The organism is Bradyrhizobium sp. UFLA03-84 (assembly GCF_002289535.1).
GTDB classification, from domain to species: Bacteria; Pseudomonadota; Alphaproteobacteria; order Rhizobiales; family Xanthobacteraceae; genus Bradyrhizobium; species Bradyrhizobium viridifuturi.
Map to the genome: position 1 here is coordinate 314,970 of NZ_NSJY01000005.1, position 13,633 is coordinate 328,602.

A 13,633-nucleotide genomic window follows, 5' to 3' on the forward strand; every position below is an offset into this window, starting at 1 on the left:
ACCCGGGACCTTTGCTATTTGTCGGGGCTGCCCGGCGACCTCCGTCGCGGCGCCAGCAGTCCTTTCCCGATTGTTCACCATTGGCCGCTAGCGTCGGGTCTCGACCGCAGCTCCAGCTTGACGGCATGAATCCATGATCCTCGACATCGCACGCCTGATGCTGTTTCCGGCCCTGATGGCCTTTGCGGCGGCGAGCGATCTGTTGACCATGACGATCCCGAACCGGATCTCGCTGGCGCTGGTGGCCGGCTTCTTCGTCCTGGCACCGCTGACCGGGATGGGTGTCCACGACATTCTCAGCCATGCCGGCGCCGGCGCGCTGGTGCTGGTGGTCGCATTCGGCATGTTCGCGATGGGCTGGGTCGGCGGCGGAGACGCCAAGGTCGCGGCCGCGGCCGGACTGTGGTTCGGCTTCGAGCATCTGCTCCCCTATCTGGTCTTTGCCTCGCTGTTCGGCGGCGCGCTGACCGTGCTGCTGCTGCAGCTCCGGCAGTGGCCGCTGCCCTACCCGCTCGCGTCCCAAGCCTGGCTCAGCCGCCTGCACGACAAGCAGACCGGCATCCCCTACGGCATCGCACTCGCCCTCGGCGCCCTGCTGATCTATCCGGAGACGGACTGGATCAAGACGATCGATCTCGCGCACTTCGCCTTGCGCTGAGAAAGCAGCGGTAACCGCTCGTTAAGGCGATTTAGATACGCCTCATTAACCATGCTTTGACGAATAGCTGGTCAACTCCCATCACGGCGGCGGCAGCGTCGCGGCGTCATGTGGAAAGTGAAGCGTAATGGATAAGGCCCGCATTCTGGTCCTGGCAATTGCAGGCTGCGCCGGCCTAGCGGCGCTCTATTTGGCGAGCGGAAGCGACGACAAACCGGCGCCGCCTCCGCCGGTCGCGCAGCTGCCCACCGTCGACATCCTGGTCGCGAAAACCGACATCGGTCTCGGCCAGGCCGTGAAGCCCGAGGATCTGCAGTGGCAGACCTGGCCGGCAGCAACCGCCAGCGCCAGCTTCATGCGCAGGGACAGCCACGCCGAAGCGATCAAGGACGTCACCGGTTCGATCGCGCGTGCGCCGTTCATCCAGGGCGAGCCGATTCGCGAGCAGAAGCTCGTCAAGGCCGACGGGAGCGGCTTCATGGCCGCGATCCTACCGACCGGCATGCGGGCGGTATCGACCGAAATCTCGCCCGAGACCGGCGCCGGCGGCTTCATCCTGCCGAATGACCGGGTCGACGTCCTGCTGTCGAAGCGCGACAAGAACCCGGACCGCAACGGCGCCGATATCGTCAATTCCGAGGTGATCCTGACCAATATCCGCGTGCTGGCGATCGACCAGGCGCCGAAGGAAAAGGACGGCACCAACGCACTGATCGGCAAGACGGTGACGCTGGAGCTGAAGCCCGAACAGACCGAAACGCTGGCGCGCGCGCGCCAGAGCGGCGTCCTGTCGCTGGCGCTGCGCAGCATCGCCGACAACAACGCGCCCGAAACCAAGATCGACGACAACCACTCGAGGCGCGGTGAGACGATCAACGTCATCCGCTTCGGCGTTGCCAACCAGGCAACGATGCAGAAGTGACCATGAGGACACACGTGATGAAGGGCGGGGCAACTCAACGGACGATGCGGGCCTTCATGGTCCGCGCATTGTCGTTCTCGGCCGTCACGGCGCTCTCGCTGAACCCAGCGCTGACGCCGGTGGTGGCGAGCGATTATCGCGCCGCGCCTGCCCCTGCCGCATCGGCCGACGGCGGCCAGATGAACGCCCGCTTCCTCTCGCTCGGCGTCGGCAAATCGATCGTGATCGACCTGCCCAGGGACATCAAGGACGTGCTGGTGGCCGATCCCAAGATCGCCAACGCCGTGGTCCGCTCGGCGCAACGCGCCTACATCATCGGCGCAACCGTCGGCCAGACCAACATCGTGTTCTTCGACGCCGCCGGACAGCAGATCGCGGCCTATGACATCGCGGTCAAGCGCGACCTCAACGGCGTACGTCAGGCGCTGCGCGCGGCGCTGCCGAATTCCGATATCCAGATCGAGGGCGTCGGCGACGGCGTGATGCTGACCGGCAGCGCGGCGAGCCCGGTCGATGCGCAGCAGGCCGGCGAGATCGCCACCCGGCTGGTCGGCGGCCCCGACAAGGTCGTGAACTCCATCGCGGTTCGCGGCCGCGACCAGGTGATGCTCAAAGTCACGGTCGCCGAAGTCTCGCGCAGCCTGATCAAGCAGCTCGGCATCGACCTCACCGCCAACCTCAACTACGGCACGACCGTGGTGAAATTCGCCAACAGCAACCCATTCACCGCGAACAGCGGACCGCTGGTGTCCGGCAACAATCTCACCACGCAGTTCGGATCGTCGGTGACGGCGACGCTCCGCGCCATGGAAAGCGCCGGCGTGGTGCGGACGCTCGCCGAACCGAACCTGACCGCGATCTCGGGCGAATCGGCAACCTTCATCTCGGGCGGCGAGTTTCCAATTCCGACCGGCGTGACCTGTCAGACTTCGTCGACCGGCACGATCGGGAATTGCGTTCAGACCGTCAGCTTCAAGAAATTCGGCATTTCGCTCAACTTCACGCCGGTGGTGCTGACCGAAGGCCGGATCAGCCTGCGCGTGATGACCGAAGTGTCGGAAGTCTCGACCGAGAACGCACTGACGGGCGGCGCTGGTGGAACGACGATCCCCTCGATCAAGACCCGCCGCGCCGAGACCACGCTGGAGATTCCCTCGGGCGGCTCGATGGCCATGGCCGGCCTGATCCAGGACCAGACCAAGCAGGCGATCAACGGCCTTCCGGGGCTGGCGTCGCTGCCGGTGCTCGGCACGCTGTTCCGCAGCCGCGACTTCGTCAACAACCAGACCGAACTGATGGTGCTGGTGACGCCCTATGTGGTTCGCGCGGTGGCCCAGAAGGACCTCTCGCGCCCGGATGACGGCTTCGCCAACGCATCCGATCCGCAGGCCGACCTGCTGGGCAGCCTCAATCGCATCTACGGCGTGCCGGGCCGCACCGAGCCGGCGCGGAATTACCGCGGCACCTACGGCTTCATTACCGACTGAGGCGGACGATGACACAGACCACACCCAGACCATCCGCCGATCACAAGCGCACCGTCAGTCTCGCCGGAGCGCTCGTCGGCCTTGCCATGACGCTCGGCGCCTGCCAGCACGCCGCCGACAACAGCTTCGCGATGGTGGATTCGCCGGCGGACTATCGCCTGCGTCACCCGATCGCCGTCACCGAGGCCGACCGCTCGATCGTGGTGTTCGTCGGCCGCAGCCGCGGCGGCCTGACCGCGGAGCAGCGCGCCGAGGTGATGGGAATGGCGCAGGACTGGATGCGCGAAGGCACCGGCGCCGTCACCATCGACGTTCCCGTCGACACGCCGAATGCCCGGCCCGCGCAGGAATCACTGCGCGAGATCCAGGCGACCTTTGCCGCGGCCGGCGTGCCGCCGCGCGGGATCCTCGTGCGCAAGTACCATCCCGAGAACCCGCGCCTGATGCCTGCGATCCGCGTGAACTATCCCAAGATGAAGGCGGAGGCCGGGCCGTGCGGGCTCTGGCCGGAGGATCTCGGCCCGTCGATGCACAACGGGTCCTACATCCAGAACAAGCAGTACTACAATTTCGGCTGCGCCAATCAGCGCAACCTTGCCGCCATGGTCGAAGACCCGACCGACCTCGTGCAGCCGCGCGCGGAGACCCCTGCGTACACGTCGCGCCGCAACATCGCCTTCGACAAGTACCGCAAGGGCACCACCACTGCCACGACGTATCCCGAGGCCGACAGGGCCAAGCTAAGCGACACAGGAAAATGATCACCTACGCGCAGCAAAACTCCGAAGAGCAGACGGACGCCCCGCCGCAGGCCGTGGACGACCATATTGCTCCGGCGCCACGGGTTTCGGTTCAGGCGTTCTGCGAAACGGTCGAGACCGCCGCCGCCGTGCAGTCGGCGGGCGAGGATCGCCGGCTGGCCAAGGCTCACCTCAAGATCCAGATGGGCGGCATGGCGGCCGCCATCGAGGCCTATCGCTCGGCGCCGACGCCCAACGTCATCATCCTCGAAACCGAGGGCCGCAGCGACATTCTGGCCGGCCTCGACCAGCTCGCCACGGTGTGCGACGCCGGCACGAGGGTGGTCGTGATCGGCCGGGTCAACGACGTCACGCTGTACCGCGAGCTGGTGCGCCGCGGCGTCAGCGACTACGTGATTGCGCCGGCACATGCGATCGACGTGGTACGCGCGGTCTGCAACCTGTTCTCGGCGCCGGAAGCCAAGGCGGTCGGCCGCGTCGTCGCCATCGTCGGCGCCAAGGGGGGCGTCGGCGCCTCGACGATCGCGCACAATATTGCCTGGGCGATCGCCCGCGATCTGGCGCTCGATTCCGTGGTCGCCGACCTCGACCTTGCGTTCGGTACCGCCGGCCTCAACTACAACCAGGATCCGGCGCAGGGCATCGCCGATGCCGTGTTCTCGCCGGACCGCGTCGATACCGCCTTCGTCGACCGCCTGCTGTCGAAATGCACCGACCACCTCAGCCTGCTGGCGGCGCCGGCAACGCTCGACAAGGTCTACGATTTCGGCGCCGAAGCATTCGATGCGATCTTCGACACGCTGCGCACCACGATGCCCTGCATCGTGCTCGACGTGCCGCACCAATGGTCCGGCTGGACCAAGCGCGCGCTGATCGCAGCCGACGACATCCTGATCGTGGCGGCGCCCGATCTCGCCAATCTGCGCAACGCCAAGAACATGTTCGACCTCCTGAAGGCGTCACGGCCGAATGACCGGGCGCCGCTGTACTGCCTGAACCAGGTCGGCGTGCCGAAGCGTCCGGAGATCGCAGCGGGTGAATTCGCCAAGGCGATCGAAAGCCAGCCGATCGCCGCCATCCCGTTCGATCCGCAGATCTTCGGTTCAGCCGCCAACAACGGCCAGATGATCGCGGAGATCTCCGCCAATCACCGCGCAGTCGAGATGTTTCTGCAGATGGCGCAGCGGCTGACAGGCCGCGGCGAAACCAAGAAGCCGAGGGGGTCCTTCCTGTCGCCCCTGCTCGAAAAGCTGCGGTCCAAATAGTGGTCCGCGTGGAGTCAAGACGTCGTGTTTGGTAAGCGTAGCGGAAACGATGGGGATTTGCGGGCACCCAAGCCCGCCTTTCAGACGCCGGAGCCTGCCGGATCGTCGCCGATGGCGCGCGAGCCCGCCGCCCCGACGATCTCGTCGCCGCCGCTTGCCCCTGCCAAGCCGCCGCCGCCGGCTCCCGCCGTCGAAGCCCGCCGCTCGGACAACTACTATCAGGTCAAGGCAACGATCTTCGGCGCCCTGATCGAGGCGATCGACCTTGCCCAGCTCGCCAAGCTGGACAGCGAGTCGGCGCGCGAGGAAATCCGCGACATCGTCAACGAGATCATCGCGATCAAGAACATCGTGATGTCGATCGCCGAGCAGGAAGAGCTGCTCGACGACATCTGCAACGACGTGCTCGGCTACGGACCGCTGGAGCCCCTGCTGTCGCGCGACGACATCGCCGACATCATGGTCAACGGCGCAGGCACCGTGTTCATCGAAGTCGCCGGCAAGATCCAGCGCACCGGCATCCGCTTTCGCGACAACCAGCAGCTACTCAACATCTGCCAGCGCATCGTCAGCCAGGTCGGCCGGCGCGTCGACGAATCCTCGCCGATCTGCGACGCCCGCCTCGCCGACGGCTCGCGCGTCAACGCCATCGTGCCGCCGCTGGCGATCGACGGACCCGCGCTCACCATCCGCAAATTCAAGAAGGACAAACTGACGCTGGAGCAGCTCGTCAAGTTCGGCGCGATCACGCCGGAAGGGGCGACCATCCTGCAGATCATCGGCCGGGTCCGCTGCAACGTGATCATCTCGGGCGGTACCGGTTCGGGCAAGACCACGCTGCTGAACTGCCTGACCAACTATATCGAGCACGACGAACGCATCATCACCTGCGAAGACGCCGCCGAACTTCAGCTGCAGCAGCCGCATGTCGTGAGGCTGGAAACCCGGCCACCGAACATCGAAGGCGAGGGCCAGGTCACGATGCGCGAGCTGGTACGCAACTGCCTGCGTATGCGTCCCGAGCGCATCATCGTCGGCGAAGTCCGCGGACCCGAGGCATTCGACCTGTTGCAGGCGATGAACACCGGCCACGACGGCTCGATGGGCACGCTGCACGCCAACAATCCCCGCGAAGCCCTGTCGCGCTGCGAATCCATGATCACGATGGGCGGCTTCTCGCTTCCCTCACGCACCATTCGCGAGATGATCTGCGCCTCGGTCGACATCATCGTGCAGGCCGCGCGCCTGCGCGACGGTTCGCGCCGCATCACCCACATCACCGAGGTGATGGGCATGGAAGGCGACACCATCATCACCCAGGACATCTTCCTCTACGACGTGGTCGGGGAAGACGCCAACGGCAAGATCATCGGCAAGCACCGCTCGACCGGCATCGGCCGGCCGCGCTTCTGGGAGCGGGCGCGCTACTACAATGAAGAGAAGCGGCTGGCGGCGGCGCTGGACGCCTCCGACTCGCCGGCGCCGGTCTAGGGGAGCGCAGGATGCAGACGCAAACGCTCGCTCTGGCCTTCCTCGCCGCCACCACCGTGGGCGGCATCGCCTGGGTCTTCCTGTATCCCTACCTCTCTGGGGAAAAGAAGGCCGAGTCGCGCCGTGCATCAGTGGCGCGCAACGAGCAGTCGACGACACGAGGCAGTGAGCGCACGCAGCGCTCCCGCCGCGAGCAGGTCGAAGGGTCGCTGAAGGAGCTCGAGGCGCGGCGGCAGAAGGACAAGAAAGTCCCGCTCGGCGTCCGCATCTCGCAGGCCGGACTGGAGTGGTCGGAGCAGAAATTCTGGATGATCTCCGGCGCCCTCGGCCTGTTCGGGTTCGGCACGGCCTTCATGGTCGGCGGGGGACTGCTCGGTGCGGCCGGCATCGGCTTCGCAATGGGCCTCGGCGCTCCGCGCTGGCTGCTCGGCTTCCTGAAGAAGCGCCGCGAGAAAGCATTCCTGAAGGCACTGCCCGACGCCGTCGACGTCATCGTGCGCGGCATCAAGGCCGGCCTACCGCTGTTCGAATCGCTCAAGGCGGTGGTCAACGACGCGCCCGAGCCGCTGCGCAGCGAGTTCCTCGCGATCATCGAGACCCAGGCGATCGGCATGCCGCTCGGCGAGGCCTGCGCCCGGCTCTACGAGCGCATGCCGCTGCCGGAGGCGAACTTCTTCGGCATCGTGATCGCGATCCAGCAGAAGTCCGGCGGCAACTTGTCCGAAGCGCTCGGCAATTTGTCGCGGGTGCTGCGCGACCGCAAGAAGATGGCCGAGAAGATCCAGGCAATGTCGATGGAAGCGAAGGCCTCTGCCGCCATCATCGGCTCGCTGCCACCGATCGTGATGATCCTCGTGTTCCTCACGACGCCGGACTACATCGCCCTGCTGTGGACGAACTCGATGGGCCAGCTGATGCTGGTTGGCTGCGCGCTCTGGATGACGTGCGGCGTGCTGGTGATGAAGAAGATGATCAACTTCGATTTCTGACGGTGCAGCATGATTGATATTCTGGTCGCCAAGCTCCACGACGTCAGGTTCATGACCATGCTGCTTGCCTTCTTCGCGGCAAGCGCGACGGTCTACACGCTGGTGATGCCGCTGCTCGCCGGCGGCGACCTCAACAAGCGGATGAAGGCCGTCGCCAGCGAGCGCGAACGCCTCCGGCAGCGCGAACGCGAACGCCTGGCCAAGTCGGAAAAGGTGACGCTGCGCCAGACGCCGAGGCAGGCCGTCTCCAAGATGGTGGATGACCTGAACCTCACCAAATGGCTGGCTCAGGAAGCGGCAATCGAGAAGCTCGTGATGGCCGGCTATCGCGGCCATGCGCCGTATGTCTACTTCCTGGCAGCGCGGGCGATCACGCCGGTTCTGATGCTGATCGCCGCAATCATCTACACTTTCTTCATCGCGGGCGCGACCTGGTCGCTGACGCTCAAGATCGGCATTTGCGTCGGCGCGGCCTATGCCGGCCTGCAGGCGCCGATGCTGTTCCTGAAGAATGCGATCTCCAAGCGCCAACTCCAGATCAAGCGCGCCTTCCCTGATTCACTCGACCTGCTGCTGATCTGCATCGAGTCGGGCATGTCGGTCGAGGTCGCGTTCCGCAAGGTCGCCAACGAGATCGTCGGACAGTCGATCGCGCTGTCGGAGGAGTTCGCGCTGACAACCGCGGAATTGTCCTACCTGCAGGACCGCAAGTCCGCCTACGAGAACCTGGCGCGCCGCACCGGCCTCGAAGGCGTGAAGTCGGTCTGCATGGCCTTGCAGCAATCCGAACGTTACGGCACGCCGCTCGGGCAGAGCCTGCGCGTGATGGCGCAGGAAAACCGCGACATGCGCATGAACGAAGCCGAGAAGAAAGCCGCGGCGCTGCCGCCCAAGCTGACCGTGCCGATGATCCTGTTCTTCCTGCCCTGCCTGTTCATCGTGATCCTCGGGCCGTCCTACATCAAGATCGCCACGATGCACTGAGCTGCACAAGCAGCGCCTACGAAAACGCCCGGCAATGCCGGGCGTTTTCTTTTGTGCGCACATGAGCTTCGCGAGCCGAGAGCTTCGCTATCGAGCGCAGAAAGCGCGGAGAGCTAGTCGTCCTTGGCGACGACAGGTGTGGCGCGTGATGCGGTCCGCGGCCCGTCCTTGCGGTTCAACATGTCGCGGAGATAGGCGACGTTGGCCGCCGCCTCATCCGCCGGCAGGTCGGCCTTGACGATGGTTTCGGCCTCCGTGAAGCGGCCCTGCAGGCCGACCACCAGCGCAAGGTTCTGCCGGATGCGGGTGTCGGCGCGGGCGCTGGCATAGGCCTGGCGCAGCGTCTCTTCTGCCTTCGGCAATTCCTTGGTCAGCATGTAGGAGAGACCGAGATTGGACAGCACCGACGGCTCGTCCGGAGCCAACCGCAGCGCACTCGCGTAATAGCGCCGCGCTTCCTCGTGCCGGTTCAACTTGTCGAGTGTGGTGCCCTGCACCGACAGGATCCGCCAGTCCGGATTGTCCGGGCTGTGCGCACGGCTCAGCACGTCGAACGCGGCCTGCGAATTACCGTTGTCGGCGAGCGCACGGCCATAGGCGGCGAGCAGCGGCTTGCTGCCGGGGCTGGCGAGCGTGGCCTGCTCCAGCACGGCGCAAGCCTGCGAACGCTGTCCGGTCATGCGCAACGCCTGGCCGTAGGCGATCGCCGCGTCGACATCCTTGGGGTTCTTGCGATAGCGCTCGCCATAGAGCTCGACGGCGCGACGTGGATCGTCGGGCGTTGGATCCGAGCGCGACGCGATCGATCCGGTCACGTCGGACATGGTCTGGCAACCGCCAAGCCCGGCGGCCAAGACCGTCATGAGGGCTGCGGAAGCGAGATGCCGGGTCAAATTGGACTGTCGACGCATGGCACTGTGACTCACGAAATCGGGCGAATGGATCCAACTGAGCGTGCCAGCAATAGACTGTTAACCCTAACGTCTGGTTAACTGCCCGGCACCGCCGGCCGGCGCGCCCGGTTCCAATCCCGCAGGTCACGTCAACCGCGGGCGCGCTACCTTCCGCCGTGAAAGGCGTGTAGTAGCGACCCACGACGCCAGAACAGCCGAGAGCCGCATGCCATCCGTATTCGAGACCGCACCCACGACCGCCGTCACGCCGATCACCTTCGTTACCAAGGCGACTTGGGATGCGATCCGCAGCGAATTGCCGGCGCCGGCGCGCCAGTTCGCCGAGGCCAACGGGTTTGAGGCCAAGCCCGGCAAATCCCTTGCCCTGCCGGCGACCGACGGCGGCATTGCGCAGGTGCTGTTCGGCCTCGAGGATGCCGACCACAAGGCGCGCGATCCGTTCCGGCCCGGCGCCCTGCCGGGCCTGCTGCCGCCGGGCGTCTACCGCTTTGCCAATGCGCCGCATGACACGCAACTCGCCGCGCTCGCCTTCGCGCTCGGCTGCTACCGCTTCGGCCGCTATCGCAAGAACAAGGCCCCCGAGGTCCGCCTGATGCCGCCCGACGGCGTCGACACCGCCGAGATCGCGCGGATGGCGGACGCCGCGGCGCTGGCGCGCGACCTCATCAACACGCCGTCCAACGACATGGGCCCAGCCGAGCTCGCCGAAGTGGCGCGCGATCTCGCAAGCCGGTTCGGCGCCACCTTTAATTGCATCGACGGCGACGAGCTCGCGCAGAACTTCCCGCTGATCCACGCCGTCGGCATGGCGTCGACGCGCGCGCCGCGGCTGATCGATCTGAGCTGGGGCGATCCGGCCCATCCCAAGGTGACGCTGGTCGGCAAGGGCGTCTGCTTCGACACCGGCGGGCTCGACCTCAAGCCGTCGAGCGGCATGCTGCTGATGAAGAAGGACATGGGCGGCGCCGCCAATGTGCTGGCGCTGGCACAGATGGTGATGGACGCAAAGCTGAAGGTGCGGCTGCGCGTGCTGATCCCGGCGGTCGAGAATGCGGTTGCCGGCAACGCGTTCCGCCCGCTCGACATCTTCAAGTCGCGCAAGGGCATCACCGTCGAGATCGGCAACACCGACGCCGAGGGACGGCTGGTGCTCGCCGATGCGCTGGCGCTGGCCGACGAGGAAACACCGGATCTGCTGGTCGATCTCGGCACGCTGACCGGCGCGGCGCGGGTGGCGCTGGGCCCGGATTTGCCGCCGTTCTACACCAATGACGAGGCGCTCGCCGGCGACGTCGCGACGTGTGCAAGGAGCGAGAACGACCCGTTGTGGCGGATGCCGCTTTGGCCGGCGTACGATGTTTGGCTCGACTCCAAGACCGCTGACATCACCAACGCGCCATCAGGCGGTTTTGCGGGCTCGATCACCTGCGCGCTGTTCCTGCAGCGCTTCGTCGAGCACGCCAGGAGCTGGCTGCATGTCGACATCTACGGCTGGACGCCATCCGCAAAGCCCGGCCGCCCCGAAGGCGGCGAGTGCCAGGCCGCGCGCGCGATCTACAAGTTGCTGAGTCAGCGTTATGGATGATCCCCGCCTCACTCCCGCCCGCGACGACGTCGCCGCGAAATATCTCGAGGGCAAGGTCAAGGCTGCACGCTTCGTGGAAGGCGAGACCTTCGAGGTCATGGATGCCATCGCGCCGCTGCGGCGGGCGCCGGCGGCCGATGCCGAACAGATGACGCAGGCGCTGCGCGGCGAGCGCGTCACGATCTACGACCGCAACGGCGAAGGCTGGGCTTGGGGCCAGCTCGCCGATGACGGTTATGTCGGCTGGATTCCCGAGGCCACGCTCGCCAAGCCCGGCGCCGCGCCCACGCATAAGGTGACGGCGCTGCGCACGTTGGCGTTTCCGAGGCCGTCGATCAAGCTGCCGCCGGTCGAGGCGCTGGCGCTGGGCAGCAAGCTCGCAATCGTCCGCGAGGACGGCGCCTTCGCGGTGACCCGCGAGGGCTGGCACCTGCCGCGTCGGCATCTCGCGCCGCTCGACACGATGGCGCCGGATTTCGTCGCCATCGCCGAGCAATTCGTCGGCACGCCCTATCTCTGGGGCGGCAAGTCGAGCCTCGGCATCGACTGCTCCGGTCTGGTGCAGATCGCGCTGACGGCCTCAGGCACCGGCTGCCCGCGCGACAGCGACATGCAGCAGGAGGGACTCGGCGGCGAATTGGCTTCAGCAGAATCGAAGCATCTGCAGCGTGGCGATCTGATCTTCTGGAAAGGCCATGTCGCGATTGCGCGCGATGCGACGACGATCGTTCACGCCAATGCGCATCACATGGCGACGGTCGTGGAGAACACGCAGGCCGCGATCGCGCGGATCAAGGCCGCCGGCAGCGAGGTCGTGGCAATCAAGCGGCTTTGATCGCGTCATTTCGGGCGGCGCGCAGCGTCGAGCCCGGAATCCATTCATCCATTGAACGTGCGGCTCGATGGATGCCGGGTTCTCGCTTCGCGAGCCCCGGAATGACGAGCGCAGGCTACGTCGCCACCGTCCCTCCGCCCTCCGCTTCATGCCGGAACGCAGCGGCGAACAGCGCGCGGGTGTAGTCGCTCTTCGGATTCTTGAACAGCTCGGAGGCCGGCCCCTCCTCCTCGACCTTGCCGGACTTCATCACGATCAGATGGCTCGCCAGCGAGGCAACCACGCGCAGATCGTGCGAGATGAACATGTAGGTGAGATCGCGCTTGCGCTGCAGGTCGCGCAGCAGATCGACCATCTGGGCCTGGAACAGCATGTCGAGCGCACTGGTCGGCTCGTCCAGCACGACGAAGTTCGGCTCCAGCACGACCGCGCGGGCGATCGAGATGCGCTGGCGCTGGCCGCCGGAGAATTCATGCGGATAGCGAAACCGCCATTCCGGATCGAGCCCGACATCCTTCAATGCCTTGATCACCCGCACCTCGCGCTCCTCGCGCGAGAGCTGTGTCTGGTGCACCTCGAGCCCTTCGGCGATGATGTCGGCCACCGACATGCGCGGGCTGAGCGAGCCGAACGGGTCCTGGAACACGATCTGCATGTCGCGGCGGAACGGCCGCATCTGCTTGAAGCGCAGCCCCTGGATATCGTTGCCGAGGAACACGATCGGGCCGTCGGACGAAATCAGCCTGAGCAGCGCGAGCCCGAGCGTGGTCTTGCCGGAGCCGGATTCACCGACCACGCCGAGCGTCTCGCCCTTGCGCACCGCGAGGCTGACGCCATCGACCGCCTTGATGTGGCCGACGGTCGAGCGCAGCAGCCCGCGCTTGATCGGAAACCAGACCTTGAGATTGTCCGCCGACATCACGACCGGCGCGCCGGGCTGCGGCGGCGCCGGATCCGGCTTCGGCTCGGCCGCCAGCAGCGCCTTGGTATAGGCGTGCTGCGGGGCGGTGAAGACCTGCTCGACCGGGCCCTGCTCGACGATCTTGCCGCTGTTCATCACGCAGACCGTGTCGGCGATGCGGCGGACGATGCCGAGATCGTGGGTGATGAACAAGAGGCTCATGCCGAGCCGAGCACGGATCTCGGCCAATAGCGCCAGGATCTGCGCCTGCACGGTGACGTCTAGCGCGGTGGTCGGCTCGTCCGCGATCAAGAGATCGGGCTCGTTGGCGAGCGCCATCGCGATCATCACGCGCTGGCGCTGGCCGCCGGACAATTGGTGCGGATAGCTCTTCAGCCGGGTCTCCGGCTCGGGGATGCCGACCTGGCCGAGCAGTTCCAGCGTCCGCGCCCGCGCCGCCGTGCCACTGACGCCCCGATGCAGCGACAGGATCTCGCCGATCTGGGTCTCGATGGTCTGGAGCGGATTGAGCGAGGTCATCGGCTCCTGGAAGATGATCGAGATGTCGTTGCCGCGGACCTCGCGCATCTCCTGGTCGGATGCGGCCAGCAGATCGCGGCCGCGGAACCGGATCGCGCCGGAGGGATGCGAGGCCGTCGGATAGGGCAGCAGCTTCAGCACCGACAGCGCACTGACGGATTTCCCCGAACCGGATTCGCCGACCAGCGCGACGCACTCGCCGCGCTTGATCGAGAACGAGATGCCGTCGACCGCAAGCGAACGGCCGAAGGCGACCGAGAGGTCACGGACATCGAGCAGCGGCTGGTTGATCGCGTCCATG

The 13,633-nt window shown here is 66.2% G+C and carries 12 protein-coding genes; 10 read left to right on the forward strand and 2 right to left on the reverse strand.

The features are described 5' to 3' along the window. The first annotated feature begins 133 nt into the window (after positions 1-133). From CK489_RS04275 to CK489_RS04310, 8 genes are all read left to right on the forward strand, one after another. Positions 134-658, forward strand: coding sequence for an A24 family peptidase (locus CK489_RS04275; RefSeq protein ID WP_074126882.1), 525 nt, complete (start codon positions 134-136; stop codon positions 656-658). 127 nt (positions 659-785) lie between these two features. Continuing rightward, positions 786-1,580, forward strand: coding sequence for a Flp pilus assembly protein CpaB (gene cpaB / locus CK489_RS04280; RefSeq protein ID WP_050628271.1), 795 nt, complete (start codon positions 786-788; stop codon positions 1,578-1,580). A gap of 17 nt (positions 1,581-1,597) precedes the next feature. Further along, entirely contained in the window at positions 1,598-3,067 is a 1,470-nt protein-coding gene (locus tag CK489_RS04285) for a type II and III secretion system protein family protein (RefSeq protein WP_245350253.1), read from the forward strand. A gap of 8 nt (positions 3,068-3,075) precedes the next feature. Beyond that, positions 3,076-3,828 (forward strand): CpaD family pilus assembly protein, encoded by a 753-nt coding sequence (locus CK489_RS04290; RefSeq protein ID WP_095731405.1) that lies wholly within the window; start codon positions 3,076-3,078, stop codon positions 3,826-3,828. Next, complete coding sequence (locus CK489_RS04295) at positions 3,825-5,093, forward strand: CpaE/TadZ family protein (protein ID WP_095731406.1); 1,269 nt, start codon at positions 3,825-3,827, stop codon at positions 5,091-5,093. Before CK489_RS04290 ends, CK489_RS04295 begins: the two co-directional genes overlap by 4 nt. 24 nt (positions 5,094-5,117) lie before the next feature. After that, on the forward strand, positions 5,118-6,584 hold the full coding sequence (locus CK489_RS04300; RefSeq protein WP_094193933.1) for a TadA family conjugal transfer-associated ATPase: 1,467 nt from the start codon (positions 5,118-5,120) through the stop codon (positions 6,582-6,584). 11 nt (positions 6,585-6,595) lie between these two features. Further along, positions 6,596-7,573 (forward strand): type II secretion system F family protein, encoded by a 978-nt coding sequence (locus tag CK489_RS04305; RefSeq protein WP_050628268.1) that lies wholly within the window; start codon positions 6,596-6,598, stop codon positions 7,571-7,573. A 9-nt stretch (positions 7,574-7,582) separates the two neighbouring features. Then, a complete protein-coding gene (locus CK489_RS04310) occupies positions 7,583-8,557 on the forward strand; it encodes a type II secretion system F family protein (RefSeq protein WP_095731407.1) in 975 nt (324 codons plus the stop codon). A 113-nt stretch (positions 8,558-8,670) separates the two neighbouring features. Here CK489_RS04310 and CK489_RS04315 read toward each other — a convergent pair whose 3' ends face one another. Further along, entirely contained in the window at positions 8,671-9,468 is a 798-nt protein-coding gene (locus CK489_RS04315) for a tetratricopeptide repeat protein (RefSeq protein ID WP_095731408.1), read from the reverse strand. A 208-nt stretch (positions 9,469-9,676) separates the two neighbouring features. On the opposite strand from CK489_RS04315, the gene CK489_RS04320 reads away from it, so the two are divergent. Together CK489_RS04320 and CK489_RS04325 are read left to right on the forward strand one after the other, a co-directional pair. After that, positions 9,677-11,056, forward strand: a complete 1,380-nt coding sequence (locus CK489_RS04320) for a leucyl aminopeptidase family protein (protein WP_095731409.1) — start codon at positions 9,677-9,679, stop codon at positions 11,054-11,056. Then, positions 11,049-11,891, forward strand: a complete 843-nt coding sequence (locus CK489_RS04325) for a C40 family peptidase (RefSeq protein ID WP_095731410.1) — start codon at positions 11,049-11,051, stop codon at positions 11,889-11,891. Before CK489_RS04320 ends, CK489_RS04325 begins: the two co-directional genes overlap by 8 nt. Positions 11,892-12,006: 115 nt before the next feature. Here CK489_RS04325 and CK489_RS04330 read toward each other — a convergent pair whose 3' ends face one another. After that, positions 12,007-13,632, reverse strand: coding sequence for an ABC transporter ATP-binding protein (locus tag CK489_RS04330; RefSeq protein WP_095731411.1), 1,626 nt, complete (start codon positions 13,630-13,632; stop codon positions 12,007-12,009). Between the last annotated feature and the right edge of the window lies 1 nt (position 13,633).